General features: G+C 40.8%; 26 protein-coding genes. All 26 read left to right on the top strand.

Features of this window, described 5'->3' with window-relative positions:
• Positions 1 to 25 precede the first annotated feature (25 nt).
• The 26 genes from proB (at position 26) to RKD52_RS19520 (ending at position 18,975) form a co-directional block, all read left to right on the top strand.
• A complete protein-coding gene (proB, locus tag RKD52_RS19645; RefSeq protein WP_454101033.1) occupies positions 26 to 1,147 on the top strand; it encodes a glutamate 5-kinase in 1,122 nt (373 codons plus the stop codon).
• 19 nt (positions 1,148 to 1,166) lie between these two features.
• Positions 1,167 to 2,432 carry a glutamate-5-semialdehyde dehydrogenase gene (locus RKD52_RS19640; RefSeq protein ID WP_454101032.1) on the top strand — a complete coding sequence of 422 codons (1,266 nt, stop codon included), beginning with the start codon at positions 1,167 to 1,169 and terminating at the stop codon, positions 2,430 to 2,432.
• A gap of 416 nt (positions 2,433 to 2,848) precedes the next feature.
• Positions 2,849 to 5,254, top strand: coding sequence for a carbohydrate binding domain-containing protein (locus RKD52_RS19635; protein WP_454101031.1), 2,406 nt, complete (start codon positions 2,849 to 2,851; stop codon positions 5,252 to 5,254).
• 359 nt (positions 5,255 to 5,613) lie between these two features.
• A complete protein-coding gene (locus RKD52_RS19630; RefSeq protein ID WP_369735259.1) occupies positions 5,614 to 5,934 on the top strand; it encodes a WXG100 family type VII secretion target in 321 nt (106 codons plus the stop codon).
• A gap of 17 nt (positions 5,935 to 5,951) precedes the next feature.
• On the top strand, positions 5,952 to 6,119 hold the full coding sequence (locus tag RKD52_RS19625; RefSeq protein WP_454101030.1) for a hypothetical protein: 168 nt from the start codon (positions 5,952 to 5,954) through the stop codon (positions 6,117 to 6,119).
• A 372-nt stretch (positions 6,120 to 6,491) separates the two neighbouring features.
• Complete coding sequence (locus tag RKD52_RS19620; RefSeq protein ID WP_454101029.1) at positions 6,492 to 7,721, top strand: hypothetical protein; 1,230 nt, start codon at positions 6,492 to 6,494, stop codon at positions 7,719 to 7,721.
• 21 nt (positions 7,722 to 7,742) lie between these two features.
• Positions 7,743 to 8,510 carry a hypothetical protein gene (locus RKD52_RS19615; RefSeq protein WP_454101028.1) on the top strand — a complete coding sequence of 256 codons (768 nt, stop codon included), beginning with the start codon at positions 7,743 to 7,745 and terminating at the stop codon, positions 8,508 to 8,510.
• 15 nt (positions 8,511 to 8,525) lie between these two features.
• Positions 8,526 to 9,086, top strand: coding sequence for a DUF5381 family protein (locus tag RKD52_RS19610; protein ID WP_454101027.1), 561 nt, complete (start codon positions 8,526 to 8,528; stop codon positions 9,084 to 9,086).
• 45 nt (positions 9,087 to 9,131) lie between these two features.
• Positions 9,132 to 9,680 carry a DUF5381 family protein gene (locus RKD52_RS19605; RefSeq protein ID WP_454101026.1) on the top strand — a complete coding sequence of 183 codons (549 nt, stop codon included), beginning with the start codon at positions 9,132 to 9,134 and terminating at the stop codon, positions 9,678 to 9,680.
• A gap of 23 nt (positions 9,681 to 9,703) precedes the next feature.
• On the top strand, positions 9,704 to 10,270 hold the full coding sequence (locus RKD52_RS19600; protein ID WP_454101025.1) for a DUF5381 family protein: 567 nt from the start codon (positions 9,704 to 9,706) through the stop codon (positions 10,268 to 10,270).
• A 2-nt stretch (positions 10,271 to 10,272) separates the two neighbouring features.
• Positions 10,273 to 10,818 (top strand): DUF5381 family protein, encoded by a 546-nt coding sequence (locus RKD52_RS19595; protein ID WP_454101024.1) that lies wholly within the window; start codon positions 10,273 to 10,275, stop codon positions 10,816 to 10,818.
• A gap of 40 nt (positions 10,819 to 10,858) precedes the next feature.
• Positions 10,859 to 11,419 carry a DUF5381 family protein gene (locus RKD52_RS19590; RefSeq protein ID WP_454101023.1) on the top strand — a complete coding sequence of 187 codons (561 nt, stop codon included), beginning with the start codon at positions 10,859 to 10,861 and terminating at the stop codon, positions 11,417 to 11,419.
• Between the two features lie 175 nt (positions 11,420 to 11,594).
• Positions 11,595 to 12,143, top strand: coding sequence for a DUF5381 family protein (locus RKD52_RS19585; RefSeq protein WP_454101022.1), 549 nt, complete (start codon positions 11,595 to 11,597; stop codon positions 12,141 to 12,143).
• A gap of 71 nt (positions 12,144 to 12,214) precedes the next feature.
• A complete protein-coding gene (locus tag RKD52_RS19580; protein WP_454101021.1) occupies positions 12,215 to 12,757 on the top strand; it encodes a DUF5381 family protein in 543 nt (180 codons plus the stop codon).
• Between the two features lie 35 nt (positions 12,758 to 12,792).
• The gene (locus tag RKD52_RS19575) at positions 12,793 to 13,338 is read left to right on the top strand and encodes a DUF5381 family protein (RefSeq protein ID WP_454101020.1); all 546 of its coding nucleotides are present in this window, start codon (positions 12,793 to 12,795) and stop codon (positions 13,336 to 13,338) included.
• Positions 13,339 to 13,718: 380 nt separating this feature from the next.
• Positions 13,719 to 13,985, top strand: a complete 267-nt coding sequence (gene gvpA, locus RKD52_RS19570; RefSeq protein ID WP_029285673.1) for a gas vesicle structural protein GvpA — start codon at positions 13,719 to 13,721, stop codon at positions 13,983 to 13,985.
• 40 nt (positions 13,986 to 14,025) lie between these two features.
• A complete protein-coding gene (gvpT, locus tag RKD52_RS19565) occupies positions 14,026 to 14,517 on the top strand; it encodes a GvpT/GvpP family gas vesicle accessory protein (protein ID WP_454101019.1) in 492 nt (163 codons plus the stop codon).
• A 25-nt stretch (positions 14,518 to 14,542) separates the two neighbouring features.
• The gene (gene gvpQ, locus RKD52_RS19560; protein ID WP_454101018.1) at positions 14,543 to 15,031 is read left to right on the top strand and encodes a gas vesicle protein GvpQ; all 489 of its coding nucleotides are present in this window, start codon (positions 14,543 to 14,545) and stop codon (positions 15,029 to 15,031) included.
• 3 nt (positions 15,032 to 15,034) lie between these two features.
• Positions 15,035 to 15,295, top strand: coding sequence for a gas vesicle protein GvpJ (gvpJ, locus tag RKD52_RS19555; RefSeq protein WP_029285679.1), 261 nt, complete (start codon positions 15,035 to 15,037; stop codon positions 15,293 to 15,295).
• Positions 15,296 to 15,371: 76 nt separating this feature from the next.
• On the top strand, positions 15,372 to 15,635 hold the full coding sequence (gvpO, locus tag RKD52_RS19550) for a gas vesicle protein GvpO (protein WP_029285681.1): 264 nt from the start codon (positions 15,372 to 15,374) through the stop codon (positions 15,633 to 15,635).
• Positions 15,636 to 15,657: 22 nt separating this feature from the next.
• Complete coding sequence (gene gvpN / locus RKD52_RS19545; protein WP_454101017.1) at positions 15,658 to 16,569, top strand: gas vesicle protein GvpN; 912 nt, start codon at positions 15,658 to 15,660, stop codon at positions 16,567 to 16,569.
• 19 nt (positions 16,570 to 16,588) lie between these two features.
• Positions 16,589 to 17,356, top strand: coding sequence for a GvpL/GvpF family gas vesicle protein (locus RKD52_RS19540; protein ID WP_454101016.1), 768 nt, complete (start codon positions 16,589 to 16,591; stop codon positions 17,354 to 17,356).
• Between the two features lies 1 nt (position 17,357).
• Positions 17,358 to 17,621 carry a gas vesicle protein GvpG gene (locus RKD52_RS19535; RefSeq protein ID WP_454101015.1) on the top strand — a complete coding sequence of 88 codons (264 nt, stop codon included), beginning with the start codon at positions 17,358 to 17,360 and terminating at the stop codon, positions 17,619 to 17,621.
• 3 nt (positions 17,622 to 17,624) lie between these two features.
• A complete protein-coding gene (locus tag RKD52_RS19530; RefSeq protein ID WP_454101014.1) occupies positions 17,625 to 18,428 on the top strand; it encodes a GvpL/GvpF family gas vesicle protein in 804 nt (267 codons plus the stop codon).
• A 21-nt stretch (positions 18,429 to 18,449) separates the two neighbouring features.
• Positions 18,450 to 18,719, top strand: coding sequence for a gas vesicle protein (locus RKD52_RS19525; RefSeq protein WP_029285691.1), 270 nt, complete (start codon positions 18,450 to 18,452; stop codon positions 18,717 to 18,719).
• Positions 18,691 to 18,975: a gas vesicle protein K gene (locus tag RKD52_RS19520; protein WP_029285693.1), complete on the top strand. Its 285-nt coding sequence runs from the start codon at positions 18,691 to 18,693 to the stop codon at positions 18,973 to 18,975. Before RKD52_RS19525 ends, RKD52_RS19520 begins: the two co-directional genes overlap by 29 nt.
• Positions 18,976 to 18,990 lie beyond the last annotated feature (15 nt).

The raw sequence follows: 18,990 nt of genomic DNA, 5'->3' as shown, positions 1-18,990 counted from the left end.
TTTTAAAAAAATCAGGAGGGATAAGATGGTAAACGAAGAAGAGAAACAGATAAAAAGAGTTGTTATTAAGATTGGAAGCAGTTCACTGACAAGCATGCACGGCGAAGTCAGCCGCAGAAAGCTTGAAAAGCTTGCAGACCAGATTGTTGAACTGAAAGATGCAGGCTATGAAACCGTCGTTGTGTCATCAGGAGCTGTTGCGGCAGGCTACAGAAAGCTTGGCTGCATTAACCGGCCATCAGACCTTCCGGAAAAGCAGGCAGCCGCTTCAATCGGACAGGGACTGCTGATGGAATCTTATTCAGAGCTCTTTTTATCTCACGGATATGTCGCTTCCCAGCTCTTAATTACAAGAGGCGACTTTTCAGATGAAACACGCTACGGAAACATGAAAAACACGATGGAAGTGCTGCTTCAGCGCGGGATCATTCCAATTGTGAATGAAAATGACACAATCACAGTCGACCGTCTGAAATTCGGAGACAATGATACGCTTTCAGCTAAAGTTGCCGCTCTCATCGGAGCTGATCTGCTGATTATTTTATCCGACATCGACGGACTCTATGATGATAATCCGAACAGTAATCCAAATGCGAAGCTGCTTGAAAAAGTGGATGCCATCACGCCTGAGATTGAAGCGGCAGCCGGCGGTTCGGGAAGTGCAGTCGGCACAGGCGGCATGAAATCCAAGATTGCCGCATTTAAGATTGCCATGGCTTCAGGTATCCAGTCATTCCTTGGGAAATCCAGCACAAGAGATATTTTAATGGATGCTGTAAACGGAAAGGCGAAAGGAACGTATTTTGAACCGAAAGCCAATGCCTTTAACCTTGACCGCAAGAAACAATGGATTGCGTTCCACTCAGGTCCGGAAGGCAAAGTGATGATTTCGAATGAAGCCAAAGCAGCCATTATTGATAAACGGAGAGATATTTACGCGCTTGATATTCAGGAAGTGAAAGGACGCTTTAACGGCGGGGCAGTTGTCACGATTTTGGATGAAGACGAAGAAGAATTCGGCCTTGGCCGCATCAATTTTTCTACAGAGCAGCTTAAAGATGTGAAGGAAAACAATGAATCGGCCGCAGCGATTGATCAGGAGACCTTTGTCTGCTCTCTGGATTTCTCGATGAAGGTGCCGAGCTAATTAAACAGGAGGCGTTTTGATGAGTATTGCAGCTCTTAAACCGATGACGGTGGAAGAACAGGCAATCACAGCAAAAAAAGCAGCGAAAACGTTAAGCATGTTAACGACGGAAGAAAAGAACGAGGCACTGAGAATCACGGCAAACGAGCTTGAGCGTTCTTATGAAGAAATTTTAAAAGCAAATGAGGAAGACCTCTCAAAAGGAAAAGAAAAAGGATATGACAAAGCCTACATGGACCGTCTTGCGCTTACACAGGAGCGCGTCGGCGACTTTGCAGAGGGGCTGCGGCAGGTAGCTGATCTTCCCGATCCAACAGGAGATGTCTTATCTGAATGGACACTTGAAAACGGGCTGAAGGTAGAAGAAGTTCGCGTTTCTCTCGGCGTTATCGGCATGATTTACGAGGCACGCCCAAACGTGACGGCAGATGCGGCAGGACTTGCGTTGAAATCAGGCAATGCGATTGTCCTGAAAGGCGGCTCGTCTGCATTATCATCAAACAAAATGATTGTGGAAGTGATGCACCGTGCGCTTGAGAAAACGAAAATTCCGAAAGAAGCCGTTCAGTTTATCGCTTCAACGGATCGAGCGGCAACACAGCAGCTTTTCACAATGAAGGAGCATATTGACGTTCTGATTCCAAGAGGAGGCGCTTCTTTAATCAAGGCGGTTGTTGAAAATGCAACAGTACCTGTTTTAGAGACTGGAGTAGGAAACTGCCATATATATTTTGATAAAGAAGCTGACACGGATAAGGCGCTGAACATTCTCATCAATGCTAAAACAGACCGTCCTGCAGTATGTAATGCTGCGGAAACACTGATTGTTCATCGTGACTGGCTCCTTGAAAATAAAGAAATACTTGCAGATGCTGTGAAAAAGCACGGCATTACCATTCATGGCGACAAGGAAGCAGCCGATGCTCTTCCAAATGTCATTCCTGCGGATGAAGACGACTGGGCGGACGAATATTTAAGCCTGGATCTTGCGATTAAAACAGTAAATAATCTTGATGAAGCTATTGATCATATCGATCAGTACGGCACGAAGCATTCAGAAGCAATCATCACAGAAAATGCGGAAACAGCTAAGCGCTTCATGCACTTAGTCGATGCAGCAGCCCTTTATCATAATGCTTCAACAAGATTTACAGATGGCAGCGCGCTTGGATTCGGCGCTGAAATCGGCATCTCCACACAGAAGCTTCACGCACGCGGGCCGATGGGATTGCCGGCGCTGACAACAGTGAAGTTTATGATGAGAGGAAACGGCCAGATTCGATAGGACTTCTAAGAGCACCCATGAAAATGGGTGCTCTTTCTTATGAAAAGGCTATGTTGTAAAACGTACATAAAAAATAAACCTTCAGCCCAGCCAATGATTATTGTAAGCTATTAATCCTAATATTGCTCCGATCGCTGCACCAAAAGCCAATGACATCACTGTCCATTTTTCGTCTGATTTCTTCTGATTTTTGCTGCTATTATGCAAAATCAGCACCCCCTTACATCACTCTCACTAATTATAAATTAATTTTAACATAAATACCCATTTTAAAGAAAAGCTAGAATGCCAAGTAAAAAATAAGCCTCTCCATTTTTCCAAAATCCTGCTCCCCTATACAAAATTATCTGCCTCCAGTTTAAATAAAGCGGAAGGTAGACTTATAGATGCAGACTATTTTTTGGGGAGGGGATTCTTTGAAGAAAACCGCCGCTTTAATGCTTAGCTTCTTTATGGCCATTGGGGGCAGTGTTGTTCATGCAGACAATGGAACCGAAAAGAAAGGGCAGGGAGAAAACGTGAAGAAACCCAAGTGGGAGCTTGTATGGGCAGATGAATTTAACACCAGTGAAATTGACAGTAGTAAATGGGACTTTGATATCGGCAACTGGATTGTAGATGAAAATGGAAACGGAATTGCGCCGGGCTGGGGAAATAATGAAAAAGAGTATTATACGGACTCTAAAGAAAACGCTTACACAAAAGATGGAAAGCTCATTTTAAAAGCAATAAAAGAGCAGACCACAGATCAGTTCGGCACATACGACTATACGTCGGCTAAAGTAAAAACAAAAGGACTCTTCAGCCATAAATATGGACGCTATGAAATTAAGGCAAAGCTTCCTACTGGAAAAGGAATATGGCCTGCGCTCTGGATGCTTCCTGAAGAAGATAAATACGGTACATGGGCAGCTTCCGGGGAAATCGACATTATGGAATCATGGGGAAGCAAGCCAAACCTTGTAGCCGGTACGATTCACTACGGGGAAGGATGGCCGAACAATAAATATACAGGCAAAGATTATGAATTTAAGGATGGCTCGACAACTGAAGACTGGCATACTTACGCCCTTGAATGGGAGCCTGGCGAGCTTCGCTGGTACGTAGACGGTGAGCATTATCAAACACAGAACAAATGGTACTCAAAAGGAACCGGCAACGCTGCGAATTTCAGTTATCCTGCACCTTTTGACCAGAACTTTTATTTGATCATGAACCTGGCCGTTGGCGGATGGTTTGACGGAGACCCGGATGCATCAACTGTCTTCCCGAAGCAAATGGAAATTGATTATGTGCGCGTCTTTGATCTGAAAAACGGCAAATATAAGACACCGACAGAGCTTGCTGATGAACCTGCTGTACTTCCGGCTGATGCGAAACAGCCTTTAAGCGACGGCAATTATATTTACGATGCAGCATTTGAGCAGCCAATTACCGATGTGGATTCTGGAGACGATGTTTTCAGCCGCGATTATTGGAATTTTGTCCATCTCCCTGATTTTGGCGGACAGGGCGCAATTTCAGTGGATCAGAATTTAGCGAAGATAACGGTCGCAAACCCGGGAAGTCAGCTCTATTCGCTGCAGCTGATTCAGAATCTTTCTCTCGCCGAGGGCGGCACATACAAAGTGAGCTTTGATGCAAAGTCTGATTCAGTCAGAAATATCATGGTGAAAACGGGTGCCGGCGCTGAAAGAGGCTGGGTAAAGTACTCGAATGAAGAAGTTTTCGCTCTTACGGAAGAGCTGAAATCCTACTCCTATACATTTAAGATGGGCAATGAAACAGACATCCTGTCCAGGCTGGAATTTAATCTCGGCGGAAACGGCACAAGTCCAGTATGGATTGGAAATGTGCGCGTGGAGGATATATCAGGAGAGCCTCTTGACGAAAATGCTTCAAAACCAGTGCTTTCCAATGGAAATCATGTTTACAACGGAACCTTCGACCAGGGAAACATGGACAGGCTGACGTACTGGAACCTTCATACAGAAGGTGCAAAAGCAAATGCAAGCGTTGAAGAGGGGACTAGAGAAGCGCGATTGGACATCAAGAACGGCGGAAAAACACCGGAGTCTGTTCAGTTTTCGCAAAAAGGCCTTCAGCTTGTAAAGGGAAATGAATATACCCTGACGTTTAAAGCAAGAGCTGCAAAACCAAGAACAATCGAACTGAACGTGAGTGATCAGGATGGCAGCATCCATTATTCACAGCCGACAACAATCGATCTGACAACTTCTATGGAAGAAAATACAATTGTCTTCACGATGACTGAAGAAAGTGACATGGAAGCACAGCTTCTTCTGAACGCTGGAGGATCAAAAGAGGATGTGTACCTCGATGATGTCGTTCTCATAAAAACGAAAGACGGCAACGTGGATCAAAATCCTTTGAAAAACGGAGATTTCAGTGCAGGTTTAACACCATGGACCTCTTACATCCATTACGACGCAGGTGCAGCAGTATCTGCGGAGAAGGATGAAGCGAAAATCACGGTTGGTAACGAAGGGAATGAACCTTGGAGCGTCATTCTTCAGCAGGAGAATATGAAGCTGTCCAAGAACATAATGTACGAGGTTTCCTTTAAAGCAAAATCAAGCAAGCCGAGAGAACTGGAATTGACGATTGAAAATGCACAATACACCCGCTTCCTCGGAGAAAATCCTACCGTTACAGAAGAGATGCAGACATATACGTATGAGTTCGTCATGCCTTCCGACGAAACAGCTGCATTAAAATTCCTGATGGGAAAAGCAGCCGGATCACCGATTGGAGAGCATGAAATAGTGATTGATGATGTGGTCCTTAAAGTAAAGCAATAATGCTGATCAAAAGAACGAAACAAAAGCCCGGAGACTTCTCCGGGTTATTTTAATTGGAAATTTTTACAGAATCAGGTTTGAAAATACGTGGGTATGTGGTATCAGATAAATGGGATAATTTTCTTTTGTTATCCCATCTGATAGTCCTGTTAAATAACGCCATTCTTTCAATGTGTGGTAAAAACATGACTTTTACCATATGAAAAGCTGAACAAACAGAATCAGAATTTGTTACTGGGGACTTATGGAAATTAGGAGTGTGTTCTAGTAATATTTTCTTATATGTTCAAAAACGTGTAAATCTTGATGAAAAAAGACGAAAGTACATAGAAAATGTCAAAAAAATAGAGGTGAAAACGATGAATTCAGATCAAGTCAGATCCCTTGCAAGAACTTTTCAGCACGCATCTGATTCCGTCAAAGACCAGGAATCAAAGCTAGTGCAGGAAACAAACGAAAAAGCAGCAACATGGAGCGGCAAGGCCCGTGACAAATTCGATTCCGCCATGGACGAAGCCAAGATCCTCTTCCAGCGCCACTCAGACAACCTGTACGACATCAGCCGCGAACTAGAAGCAGCAGCAGACTCCGTCGACCGCGTGCGCGAAGAGATTGAAAGACAGGAAGAATTAGAGAGAATGGAGCGCATATTGAGGCTGAAGAAGCTGGATGTGCAGTAAGAAAGCGGGAATTTGATATGAGCCATCGTTATGACCACGATCCAAATTATAACCGGAAGAAAAAGAAGAAAGAAGTTGACGGGAAGCAGGGAATGAATGATGGCTGCGTTCCCGGCTGTGTTGATTTCTTTATCATCCCATTGCAGATAGGCATTGTTGCTTATCAGTTGATACAGATTGTGTGAGAATCTCTGAGGTGTAATATGAGAAATGATCACAGAAATGACCATGATCCAAACTACAATCGCAAGAAGAAGAAAAAGGATATTCCAGGAGACGATGGCTGTATGCCGAGCTGTTTGGATTTTTTCATCATTCCTCTCCAGCTTGGAGTATTAGGTTATCAACTGCTGAATTTAATTTGAACGATGAGGTGTGTATTTTGACAAACAAGAAAAAAAACAACCAAGATCCTGATGACGCAGCAAGAGGAGGCTGTGTACTTCCCGGCTGCATAGACTTTTTTATTCTGCCTATTCAAATCACAATATTAGGATATCAATTTTTTCAGATGATTTGAGCGCAATATTTAAAAATGGAAGTGAGGTTTTATTCTTATGAGCAACAAAATTTCAGTGGATCCTAATAAACTGGATGAACTTTCAAATGAGCTGGTCTTTAAGTTGACAGATATTGATGAAGAATCAAAACAACTTCATAGGTCGCTGGCTAGTTTAATATTGAGCGCTCCTCCAGAATATGCTCACTGTTTTTATTCAGTTGGAGACCCATGGCATACAGGCCAGGCTCTTTCTGATAGATTGAGTGAAATTGAACAAGATGTTAGAATGACTGCGAATAAATTTGCAGAAAAAGATGACTTGCTTGGAAGGATGTACAACATCCATAACAAATATGGAACAATGGTTGCAATGGGAGGGCTAGTTTCTAGACAGCTTGCATATTATGGGCTGGGAGTAACTCAGTTTGCAAAAAATATGGATGGAGCATATTCTTTCAGACATTTAAGTACTCTTGGAAAGTTATCTGACATAGTAGATGCATCTAACTACAAACGTGTTGCAAAAGGATTACTTAGTCCTTCTTTCATTTTTAATAAATACAAAGACACGCCTTTCGCTGATTTAGTTCATAAGAAGTATGCAAAATATTTGCCGGGTGATGTTGTTAATTATAGTAATAGTTCAAAAGCTCTATGGGGAGGTATAACTAAGGGTCAGGTTAAACCTTCGGTATTGAAAGATTTCGGTAACAACCTCCTTAAATTCGGGAAAACAAATGTAGTAAGTACTTTAGTAATAACAGGAGCTACTGAAACTGTAGGAATGGGACTGAAAATCTCTGAAAACTACGCAAAGTATGGAGATATGCCTGATGTACTGAAAAGAGAAAATGCTAAAGCAGTTGGAAATGCAGTAAATAAAACTGTATTTGTTTCTGGAGGAGCAATTGGTGGTGCAGTAATTGGTGGGGCCATTGGAAGCTTTGCAGGGCCGGTTGGTACTGTAGTTGGAGCTTCAGTAGGATCTTTTGTTGGAGGACTTGTTGGAGAACAAGCAGCTAAACTGACAGCAGGAATTGCTGAAAAAGCAGCCATTGCATTTGAAACTCCAATTCAGGCTACTCTGGATTTCGGGAAAAGTGGAATTGAAGCAGCTGGTCAAGCGGTTGAAGGATTTAATAAATTGAAAGATAAAGCGAACGAACAAATAAGAGAGACCTTGAATAATCCAATAAAAAAAGTCAAAGAAATTGGTGAAGGTCTTTCAAAAGCTAAAGATACAGCGAGTTCATTATTAAAAGGGGCTAAAAGTATTTTTGGTTAATAAATGTTTAAGGGAGGATTTATGACTACGATTAAATTAAGCGTTGAAGAGCTGATTTTTGCATTTTACAGTGAAGGTTATTATGAACAGGGTATGTCAATTAAAGATATGTATTTTCCTGATATGACAGAAGCAGAATTAAGACAGCTGTTAGAATCTTCAGCTAGGTCTCTCCTTGCAAAGGATATGGTTACTGAGGAAAAAAACAGGTATATTTTAAAAGAAGAATACAAAGAATTTGTAGAAATTCTTATATATGCTGATAAGACAATTAAAGCCTCTAAGTTTACCGATACAATGAGTGAGGAAACAATCTCTTATCATTTAAGAGGTGATTATATTTATTCGCATAAACTCTTGTATGATAATCAAGTGCACCAAGTCAGTAAGTCTTCATTAGAAAATATTTCAGAAAATATACAGAACTTTTTTGAACTTATTGACAGAGCTTCTGATAAACAGGTGTTTGAAATTGAAAGAGAAGAATTTGAGAGTTTGTTAGAATCAGTCAGCGAAAAGAAAACAGAAATCGCTTCTACTATAAAATCTATTGTGGGTAGCGAGTTCATTGAAGATTTAACTAGAAGAGAGGGGAAAATGAATAGCTTAGTCTACTTAGAATATGATCAAGAAAACACTCCTGATTTATTGGACGTGTGTTTTATAATACCAGGTATTAAGAGATCTTGGTTAATAACCAGGACAAAGAAAGATGCTTATAAAGTTGAAAATTATAATGAAGATATATTGAATCAATTTATTAATAAAAATGAATACTCTTTACTTTAAAAGGAGCTGTATTGGTTGTCTTCTATAACATCACCAGATAAAGAAGCCATTAAAATAAGAGGACATTTTGCTATGTATGTATGGATGTTTCTGTTTATTTTTGGTGGTTTAATAGCATGTATTGTTTTAATACAAAATGGACTAAAGTTTGAGTCCGATTACGCTCTAATTTATTTAGGCGGAGGGTTGATATTCTTCCCTTTTTTCTTGTACGAAGCAATTTGGGCATTGCCAAGTCTTGTTCCTGGTAAAGTCTTGTTTACTATTATTCCAGGAAAAAAGGGTAAAATTATTTCAAAAAAAAGGGAAGTGCAGTTCAGCAATATAAAAAACATAGACTATAAAAGGAATCCAATAAATTTGTTTAATGAAATTCAAGTAGAAACCTTTGATAATAAAAAAATTAAATTTATAACATACAATCTTCTGCATGAAGTCAACTTTTATGACATTGTTGACGAACACGTGTACCCGCATATGGAAGAAAATGCGAAAAAAGTCTGGGATCGAAAAATTACAAATGATCAACTTTTAAAAAGCATGGAGTATGAAAGAAGAAATCATGATATAGATTGAAGAAAGGGTGTCACTTCTTATAAAGAAGTAAAGGGTGATTTCATCTTGCTTAATCTTACAACCAATCAAAACATAGTCCATATCAAAGGCTCCAAATTCATGTACGTCTGGATGTTGCTGGCCACGTTCGGCGGTCTCGCAGCATGTGCTTTCCTTATCGCAAATGGTTTGAAATTTGATTCAAAGTATTCGTTCTTCTACCTTGGGGGAGGCATCTTGCTGTCTCCTGTTTTTCTCTATCTGACATTATGGTCGCTTCCGGGATTTGTTCCAGGTAAGGTTCTTCTAAGTTTAACTGAGGGTCCGAATGGCAGTGTGAACAGTAAAAGCAAGAACATTCCTTTTACAAGCATAAAAAATATCAGGTTCGTAAGGAATCCCCTTAATTTGATCAATGATATTGTCATTGAAACATATGATGGTAAAATCGCTAGAATCCGAACATACAATCAGCTTGATGATACGGACTTTGCTGTTTTAGTTGACCGGTATATCTACCCGCATATGAATCAGGATGCTAAAACAGTGTGGGACCGGCATGTTAATCTTGATCAGCTGTTCGAAGATGCAAAGTATGAAAGGAAAGTGGAATAACTTTTATAGAGGAGTTCTTGTGAATGAAGAAATCAAATACCATTGATATTAAAGGCAGCCGTTTTTATTATTCAATCTTGTCCGCTTTCATTATCGGAGGCTTACTGGGCACCGGTTATTTACTAATTGAAGGGTTTAAATTCACTTCCGGTTACTCATTCATATGGCTATTTGGGGGACTTATTTTCTTCCCGGTTTTTCTCTATTTATTTTGCTGGTTTCTTCCTGGCCTCATACCGGGAAGAAGCCTTTTTTCAATTGTTCAGGGCCCCGGGGGTTCTGTCACATCGAGAAAAGGGGACATATCATTCGCAGATTTCAAACACATAGAATTGCGAAGGAATGGACTGACGTTAGTAAATAGCATATACGTCGAAAATGTTGAAGGAGTATCGTTCCGGATTCCCACGTATGACCTTATTGATGATACGGATTTTGCTGTATTGGTAGATCAGTACATTTATCCATATATGAATGTGGAGGCAAAAGCAATGTGGGACGGACAAGTGAACTTGAAGAAGCTGTATGACGATGTTGGGTATGAAAGAAGTGCTGAAAATGAAGTAGTAAGGGAGTTGGAGGCAGAATGACCATGAATTCAGCAACTGCAATTAAAGTTCGTCCCCTGAATTTTCTAAGAGTCTGGTCAGGACTTGCTACATGGGGAGGAACGGCAGCCTGTGCTTTTCTTGCGTGGCAGGGAATAAAATTTGATTCTCCATACTCTCTTATTTATCTTGCTACAGGTGTTTTTCTTTTTCCTTATCTTGCAAACATGATGTTCTGGGGCCTTCCTGCATACATTCCCGGAAAAGTGTTATTTGAGATTATTCCGGGTGAAGATGGGGTTATTAAGTATAAGAAAAATACAATTCCCATTAAAGACATAAAGGACATAGAGTTAGCTAGAAATATACTCACTTTATTTAACAATATTCGCATTTCCACAATAAATGGTAAAACAATCTATATTAAAACGTATAACGTTATTGGTGAAATAACCTTTATTAAGAATATTGATGATTATGTTTTTCCGTATATGAACCCCTTAGCGAAAGAAGTTTGGAATAGAAAAATGGAAAACAGTCAGTTTTTAGAAGATGTGAGATATATAAGGAAAAATCATAACATTGATTAATATAGAATTTCCTAGCTGGCTCGATGAAGGGGAGTTTAACTTGAACAATAATCACGAACAATACCAACCTATAAAAATCAAACCCTCTAATGGTTTGAGGATTTGGTCAGGTCTAGCTACAATAGGCGGAACTGCTGCCTGTGTATTTCTTATTATTCAAGGGTTAAAGTTCAATTCATCTTACTCTATTTTATACCTTGGTACAGGTCTCATGTTTTTACCATTCATGGCGAATCTGATGTTCTGGGGCCTTCCAGCTTATATCCCAGGTAAAATATTATTTGAGATTACTCGTGGGGAAAATGGCGTGATAAGATCGAAAAACAAATCGGTTCCAATTAGAGAGATTAATGACATTGAGATGGTTCGAAATAACTTTACTTTATATAATAATATTCGAATTAGCACAACTCATGGAAAAACTGTTTATATCAAAACTTACAATGTTTTGATGGAATACTCCTTTGTAGAAGCGATTGATAACTATGCGTATCCTTATATGAATCCTTACGCCAAAGAAGTTTGGGACCGAAAAGTGGAAAATAATCAATATTTGAATGATATGAATTATGTAAGGAAAAATCATAATATCGATCAATAATACCGAATACAGCGACCTGAATCCCAAATATAAGGAAACTTCAGTAACATTTGCAATCGAACTAGTACAAAGTGAAATAAGTTGATACCCGTAACTATAATAGGCCATCTATCCTCTTGATAAATAGCGCAAAATCTTACCAGAATCCATTAACAGCAAAAAGGAGCTGCAGGGGATGTCTTCTCAAACATCAGATGTCATTAGAATAAGAGGTCCATTTCTCATGTATGTATGGATGTTTTTATTTGTATTTGGCGGATTAATATCTTGTGTTGTTCTAATATATAACGGATTAAAGTTTGAATCTAATTATGCTCTCATTTATTTGGGAGGCGGGCTAATGTTTTTGCCCTTCTTCGTTTACGAAGCGATATGGGCATTGCCGGGTTTTGTTCCTGGTAAGGTTTTATTTAGAATTTTCCCTGGCAGTAAAGGTAAAATTGTTTCAAAAAAAGCCGAAGTAGAATTTATTAACATAAAAAATATCGACTACAAAAGAAACCCCATTAATTTGTTTAACGAAATTTATGTGGAAACCTTTGATGAAAAAAGAATCAAGTTCAAAACATATAACCTTCTTCATGAAGTCAACTTTTATGACATTGTTGACGAACACGTCTACCCGCATATGGAGGAAAATGCAAGAAAAGTATGGGATCGAAAAATTTCAAATGATCAAATTCTAAAGAGTATGGGGTATGAAAGAAGAAATCATGAGATATAAAAACTTCTACCAAAATGAGCTTAATCGATTGGTGGATGAAAATAAAATAGAAAGGAGGAGGCAGAATAACCATGGTTTCAACAACTGCAATTAAAATTCGTCCGTTGAACTTTTTGAGGGTATGGTCAGGGCTTTTTACCATGGGGGGAACTGCCGCATGTGCCTTTCTTGCATGGCAAGGAATAAAGTTTAGTTCTGCTTACTCTCTAATTTATCTAGGCACAGGACTTTTCCTGTTTCCGTATTTTGCTAACATGGCGTTCTGGGGCCTTCCTGCATACATTCCCGGAAAAGTATTATTTGAGATTATTCCGGGTGAAGATGGGTTAGTAAAATATAAGAAAAATACAATTCCCATCAAAGAGATAAAAGAAATTGAGTTGGCCAGAAATATACTCACTTTATTTAACAATATTCGTATTACAACAACAAACGGAAAAACTCATTACATTAAAACCTATAACGTTATTAGTGAAATAACCTTCGTCAAAAACTTTGATAATTATGTTTTTCCGTATATGAATCCCCTTGCTAAAGAGGTTTGGAATCGAAAAATGGAAAACAGCCAGTTTTTAGAAGATGTGAGGTATGTAAGAAAAAATCATACAAGCTGAAAAATAAGCAGGCAAAACGTAAGGAGGAAAGTGCTGTGCACCATCATCCTGAATCAGAAGTGAAAATCAAACCCTCCACCTTCATGCGTGTTTGGTCAGGGCTGTTCACAATCGGCGGGACAGCCGTCTGCCTTTTCTTAATCTTCCAGGGGTTTCAGTTTAGCTCAGCCTATTCCATCTTGTATATTGGGGCAGGTGTGATCTTTCTTCCAATTATGAGCTATTTGACCTTCTGGGGTCTGCCTGGTTTTTTGCCCGGAAAAGTCCTCTTCAGCATATATCCTGGAAGAGACGGCACTCTTGCTTCAAAAAAATTCTCCATTAACCTATCTGACATACAGGATATTGATTTAGAGCGTAACCGGTTTACTTTATACAATAATGTAGCAGTGAAAACAACAAGCGGAAAAAAATATGTCATCAAAACTTACAATGTACTGAATGATTTTACCTTCTATGAAAGGATAGACGAATTTGTTTATCCCTATATGAATCTGGAAGCTAAAAAAACATGGGACCATAAGGTCAGCAATCACGATCTGCTGAAGAGTTTGAAGTTTGAACGGAAGCATGGTTTATAAGTATAATCTCTTTTTCATCCCCAAAAGGACGTTTACCTTCCAGTCAATATAATAGACGTCATTATCAGCCCCGTATTCTCCAATGCGGGGCTTTTTCACGTCTTAACGTAAAAAAACCTCTCCTGGATCACTCCGTCATCATCTTGTAACAAAACTGTTTTAATTGTCATAAAACTCTTTGAAATCTTCTGAAAATCCATTCGTTTCAGGCTTTTTTGAAGACGTTTTCGAAATTTGAAGCGGAAATACTGGAAAATCACGGAATCTTATTTCTACTATTATCCAAGTCATGTTTTAAGGGGCGTTTTAGAAGGTATATCCCAAGTAACAAAGCGATAAGGGCACGCCTCTATCGTCAATGAAAGGAGCTTGTTAGTCTAGTGAGTATTCAAAAAAGTACGGACAGTTCCAGTTTGGCTGAAGTGATAGACCGGATTCTTGATAAAGGGATCGTCATTGATGCATTTGTCAGAGTGTCGCTTGTGGGAATCGAGATTTTAACAGTAGAAGCGAGGGTTGTCATCGCGAGTGTCGATACATGGCTTCGCTATGCAGAAGCTGTTGGTCTTCTTCGGGACGAAGTGGAGGAAGAGGGTCTTAAGAGCCAAAAGAATGAGCGAGGCAGCCAGTCAGCTTTTACATTTTAATAGGAAAAACTATAAATCTATGGAGAAATGAGGATGAAACATGGCTAAAGAGACAAAAGAGAAAATGGAAAACCAGGAAGAAACGGAACAGCAGAATCAAAGCGAAGAGCAGGATGACAGGGGGCAGAATCAAATCAATATGGCGATTCTCGGCGGTGTGGTTGGAGCGGGAATCGGGCTGCTTTCAAGTCCTGAAACGAGCAAAAAAGTGTTCGGAAGCCTCAGCCAGTCCGAGATTGTAAGATCGGCAGGCAAGGAGCTCAGAAGAACAGCACAGGAAATTATTGCAGAACAGGCGATGGCAGCGCTTCGCCAGACGGCAACGGGATATTTGGACAAAGGCAATATTACGAGCCTTTTGGCCCCTAAGAAGAAGAGAGACAAAGAATCAAATTCAGAAAAGGATTCAGGCGGCGAGAATGAATTGAATTCTTCTCAATATAATGAGCTGAAAGAAGAGAACAAGAATATGAACGACCAGCTGCAGCGGATTGAAGAGATGCTGAATCAGCTGATAGAGGCCAAGAAATAGCAGTTTGCCCTGAAAGGGTGATGGCATGGATGACATGAAAAAATCGCTTTTTAAGGCAGGCAAGAAAATCTTCGACAAGAGTCCCGAGCCTGTAAAAGAGAAGATAGAAGAAAAGGTAAAGGAAAAGGCGAAAGAAAAATTTGTCGAGGCTACAGAAGAAAAGCTGCAGGGGAAAATGAACGAAGCTTCGGAAAAGCTTGGCCGTGCTAAAGATGAGAATGCCGATAAAGTTCACGGCAAGGCTGAGGAAGCAAAGGAAAAAGTTCAGGATGTTCTTCTGTCTGTAAAAGATAAGCTCGGCAATGTGAAAGAAGCCGGTGATGAGTTTCAGAAAAAGATGTCTTCATCATCATCATCTGAAAAGAAAAAGGTTAAAGGGTATAACGATATCAAGAGCGCCCGGAAAATAAAGAGCTCGACTGACATTAAAAGCTCGGTGAAAATCAAGAGTTCCAATGATATTAAATCGTCTTCCAACGTCAGGACAATGGGTTCACAACCGAAAGGAGAATGAAGAATGGCTATTCAAAAAAGTACGGACAGTTCAAGTCTGGCAGAGGTTATTGACCGGATTCTCGACAAGGGGATTGTCATTGATGCGTTTGTCAGAGTGTCTGTCGTTGGAATTGAAATTCTGACTGTTGAAGCGCGCGTTGTCATCGCGAGTGTGGACACATGGCTTCGTTATGCAGAGGCTGTCGGCCTGCTGCGTGATGAGGTGGAAGAAAAAGGTCTTCCGTCCCAATCAAATGAGCGTGGCGCACAATTCAGCGTTTAATCATGATAGTCGGCATGGAGCCTGATGGCTCCTGCTTATTGCTAGGCAACGGCGGAACAATCGGAGGCGACTTTAGGTGTCTATAAAAGAGATTATGAAAAATGTGAATGATTTCTTCAGTGAGCATGTCGCACCGCCCCATAAAATTACCTCTGTTGAAGCAATGGACGAGGGGTGGCGGGTGACAGTTGAAGTGATAGAGGAAAAAGAGTACATGAAACGGTACGCAAAGGATGAAATGCTTGGAACCTATGATTGCCAGCTTGATAAAGAGAAAGAGGTTGTTTCTTTTAAAAGGCTTGATATCAGATACAGAAGTGCAATAGGAACCGAACAGTGAGGGTGCTTGGAGGGAAGATAAGATGACGGTCCTAAAAGAGAAAATGAAAAAAGATGCCAGAACCCTCATACAGGATGATGAGACGAAACGGATTCTCAAGAGATCCCTTCATTACTTGAAATCGGGCTATTCCGTTCATTTTACGGGACCCTCCGGTGCAGGAAAAACCTCGCTTGCCCTGGCTCTTGCCAAAAAGAGAAAACGGCCGGTCATGCTTATGCACGGGAATCATGAATTAAACAACAAAGACTTAATTGGTGATTTTACGGGCTATACAAGTAAAAAAGTGGTGGATAATTATGTTAGGTCCGTTTATAAAAAGGACGAAAGTGTAAGCGAGATGTGGCGGGACGGAAGGCTTCTGGAAGCAGTTAAACACGGGTATACGCTGGTTTATGATGAGTTTACGAGATCCAAGCCTACTACGAATAATATTTTTCTATCAATCTTAGAAGAAGGTGTACTGCCCTTATACGGTTCTAAATTGACCGACCCTTTTATAAAAGTCCACCCTGATTTTGCCGTCATTTTCACAAGCAATCCGGCTGAGTATGCAGGTGTTTATGATACTCAGGATGCTCTTCTTGACCGTCTCATCACGATTTTTATCGATTACAAGGATGTTGAGAGGGAAACGAAAATTGTCGCAGAGAAAACAGATGTGGATGAAGATGAAGCAAGAATAATAACAACTCTTGTTACGAATTTGCGGGATGCGTGCTCGAATCAGAAAAACAATGGTCCAAGCTTAAGAGCTTCAATCATGATTGCAAAGCTTGCATCAGAGCAGGACATTCCGATTGACGGGGAAGATTCAGATTTTCAAAGCTTATGCATCGATGTTCTGTGCCATCCGATCAGCAGGTGTCTTGATTCGGATAACAAACAGGAAGATGCAACCAGGCTGATTATAGATGAATGCAGCAAACTGTAGTGTGCAGAGGGAGTGTTTGATGATGAGTGAACAGGAAATGGGTATTTATCTTTTTTGCGGTATCCAATTAACAGAAGAGGAAGATTTCGGGAAAGCAGAGATTGAAGGAGAAGAAACAAACCTCTTTACAATCCGGTACAAAGACGCAGCAATGGTAGCAGCTGAAGTACCGATGAAAATCTTTCATCCAAACAGGCAGAATCTGATGATGCATCAGCAGACAGTTTCAAAGGTTATGGAAAAAAACGACACGGTTATTCCGATCAGCTTTGGGAATGTGTTCAAAACAGAAGACGATGTCAAAGTTCTTCTTGAAAACTTATACCCGCAGTTTGAAAAGCTCTTTCCTGCCATTAAAGGCAAGATAGAGGTCGGGTTAAAAGTCATCGGCAGCAAAGAGTGGCTTGAGGAAAAAGTGAACGAAAATCCGCAGGTTGGAAAAATGTCTTCTTCCGTGAAGGGCAAATCTGAGGCAGCAGGATACTACGAGCGCATCAAGCTTGGCGGCATTGCCCAGAAGGTGTTTGAAGATCTTCAGAATGAACTTAAGGCGGAAGTCTTCACACCTCTTCAAGAAGCATCAGAAGCCGCGAAAGCGAATGAGCCGACAGGTGAAACGATGCTCCTCAATGCGGCGTTTCTCATCGACCGCGACAAAGAGCAGCAATTTGATGAGAAAGTAAACGAAGCACATGAGAAATGGAAGGATAAAGTGAATTTCCATTACAGCGGTCCGTGGCCGGCTTATAACTTCGTTAATATCAGGTTAAAAGTGGAGGAGAGCTGATATGCTTCACAAATTGGTGGCAGCGCCAATTAACCTTGTGATTAAAATCGGGCAGAAGGTTCAGGAAGAAGCAGAAAAAGAATTGTACGATCTCCCGACGATCCAGCAGAAACTCATTCAGCTTCAAATGATGTTTGAGCTTGGCGAGATACCGGAAAAAGCGTATCAGGAAAAGGAAGATGAGCTTTTAACACGGTATGAAATAGCCAAACGAAGAGAGATGGAAGAGTGGGAGAAATTGACCAAACGGGGAAATGAGGGATAGCAGATGGACGATTTGATTTATTTATACGGGCTGATTCCTTCGGACGAGGCAGACCATCAATCGTTTCCATCTTTTAAGGGCTTTGATGGTGAGAAAAACATATATACCATCCCAGCTGGCGATGTCAGCGCAGTTGTTTGCAGACTGGATTCTGAGCAGTTTTCAGAAGAAGCCATAAAAGACAAAATCGACAATGATATGGAATGGCTGCAGGAAAAAGCGTTCCATCATCATGAAACGGTTACGGCACTTTATAAATCTTTTACAATCATTCCTCTAAAGTTCTGCACCATTTACAAGAGCGAAGAAAGCCTTAAGCAGACAATTGAGGCAAGCGGGCCTAAAATCAGCGAAACCCTGCAGTCGCTCAAAGGCAACGAGGAATGGAACGTAAAGATTTACAGTGATGACCCGGTGCTGAAAAAGAAGGTTGGCGAAACCCATCCTGCAGTAGAAGCAAAATTGCAGGAAATCAGCGTCTTGCCTAAAGGCAGGCAGTTTTTTGAAAAGAAGAAGATTGACAAGCTGATTGAGGATGAGCTGGAAAACGAGAAGAATCGAGTTTGTGAACAGCTGCATGAACAGCTGAAGCATTATGCCCTGCATGCAGCGATTAAAAAGAACTGGAACAAAGACGTTACAGGCTTGAAAGAGAATATGGCCTGGAACAGTGTTTTTCTCCTTCAGTCGGAGAAGGTGGAAACGTTTCTTGAAGAGATGAAACAGGCTGATGAAAAGCTAGGGGGAACCGGATGGAGAATTGAAGCAACCGGCCCGTGGCCAGCTTATCATTTTTCCAGTTTTTAAATGAAATGAGGGATTTTCCGGATGTCTCTTAGAGAGTCAGTTGAAAACAAAGATATCGCCCTTATTGATATATTGGATGTCATTTTGGACAAGGGTGTTGCTATCAAGGGAGACTTAATCATCTCGATAGCAGGTGTGGATCTGGTGTATCTGGATCTGAGGGTTTTGATTGCATCTGTTGAAACCCTTGTGCAATCAAAAGCGGGAAACCGCAAACCTGTCACAAGCGAACAATTTGACAGACAAAGGGAGGAATTAATCGATGCAACAGGCCAGCCAAACAAATGGTAGAATCCAGCTTGATCCAGACAATGCCGAGCACGGACTTGCCCAGCTGGTCATGACGGTGATTGAGCTTCTCAGGCAAATTGTCGAACGTCATGCGATGAGGCGGGTGGAGGGTGGAACGCTGACGGACGAGCAAATTGAAAATCTTGGAGTTGCCCTTATGAACCTTGAGGAAAAGATGGAAGAATTGAAAGAGGTCTTCGGCCTTGATGCCGAAGATTTGAATATAGATCTCGGCCCGTTAGGCAGCTTGCTTTAACGGCCACTGGAGGGA

The sequence above is a fragment of the Metabacillus sp. SLBN-84 genome, assembly GCF_053629595.1.
This window is presented reverse-complemented; position numbering and strand designations above follow the sequence as displayed.

What these genes read in the sequence shown, in the direction of transcription:
- proB (WP_454101033.1), top strand. Translation starts at nt 26, where the DNA reads ATGGTAAACGAAGAAGAGAAACAGATAAAAAGAGTTGTTATTAAGATT.
- RKD52_RS19640 (WP_454101032.1), top strand. Translation starts at nt 1,167, where the DNA reads ATGAGTATTGCAGCTCTTAAACCGATGACGGTGGAAGAACAGGCAATC.
- RKD52_RS19630 (WP_369735259.1), top strand. Translation starts at nt 5,614, where the DNA reads ATGAATTCAGATCAAGTCAGATCCCTTGCAAGAACTTTTCAGCACGCA.
- RKD52_RS19625 (WP_454101030.1), top strand. Translation starts at nt 5,952, where the DNA reads ATGAGCCATCGTTATGACCACGATCCAAATTATAACCGGAAGAAAAAG.
- RKD52_RS19620 (WP_454101029.1), top strand. Translation starts at nt 6,492, where the DNA reads ATGAGCAACAAAATTTCAGTGGATCCTAATAAACTGGATGAACTTTCA.
- RKD52_RS19615 (WP_454101028.1), top strand. Translation starts at nt 7,743, where the DNA reads ATGACTACGATTAAATTAAGCGTTGAAGAGCTGATTTTTGCATTTTAC.
- RKD52_RS19600 (WP_454101025.1), top strand. Translation starts at nt 9,704, where the DNA reads ATGAAGAAATCAAATACCATTGATATTAAAGGCAGCCGTTTTTATTAT.
- RKD52_RS19595 (WP_454101024.1), top strand. Translation starts at nt 10,273, where the DNA reads ATGAATTCAGCAACTGCAATTAAAGTTCGTCCCCTGAATTTTCTAAGA.
- RKD52_RS19585 (WP_454101022.1), top strand. Translation starts at nt 11,595, where the DNA reads ATGTCTTCTCAAACATCAGATGTCATTAGAATAAGAGGTCCATTTCTC.
- RKD52_RS19580 (WP_454101021.1), top strand. Translation starts at nt 12,215, where the DNA reads ATGGTTTCAACAACTGCAATTAAAATTCGTCCGTTGAACTTTTTGAGG.
- gvpT (WP_454101019.1), top strand. Translation starts at nt 14,026, where the DNA reads ATGGCTAAAGAGACAAAAGAGAAAATGGAAAACCAGGAAGAAACGGAA.
- gvpQ (WP_454101018.1), top strand. Translation starts at nt 14,543, where the DNA reads ATGGATGACATGAAAAAATCGCTTTTTAAGGCAGGCAAGAAAATCTTC.
- gvpJ (WP_029285679.1), top strand. Translation starts at nt 15,035, where the DNA reads ATGGCTATTCAAAAAAGTACGGACAGTTCAAGTCTGGCAGAGGTTATT.
- gvpN (WP_454101017.1), top strand. Translation starts at nt 15,658, where the DNA reads ATGACGGTCCTAAAAGAGAAAATGAAAAAAGATGCCAGAACCCTCATA.
- RKD52_RS19540 (WP_454101016.1), top strand. Translation starts at nt 16,589, where the DNA reads ATGATGAGTGAACAGGAAATGGGTATTTATCTTTTTTGCGGTATCCAA.
- RKD52_RS19535 (WP_454101015.1), top strand. Translation starts at nt 17,358, where the DNA reads ATGCTTCACAAATTGGTGGCAGCGCCAATTAACCTTGTGATTAAAATC.
- RKD52_RS19530 (WP_454101014.1), top strand. Translation starts at nt 17,625, where the DNA reads ATGGACGATTTGATTTATTTATACGGGCTGATTCCTTCGGACGAGGCA.
- RKD52_RS19525 (WP_029285691.1), top strand. Translation starts at nt 18,450, where the DNA reads ATGTCTCTTAGAGAGTCAGTTGAAAACAAAGATATCGCCCTTATTGAT.
- RKD52_RS19520 (WP_029285693.1), top strand. Translation starts at nt 18,691, where the DNA reads ATGCAACAGGCCAGCCAAACAAATGGTAGAATCCAGCTTGATCCAGAC.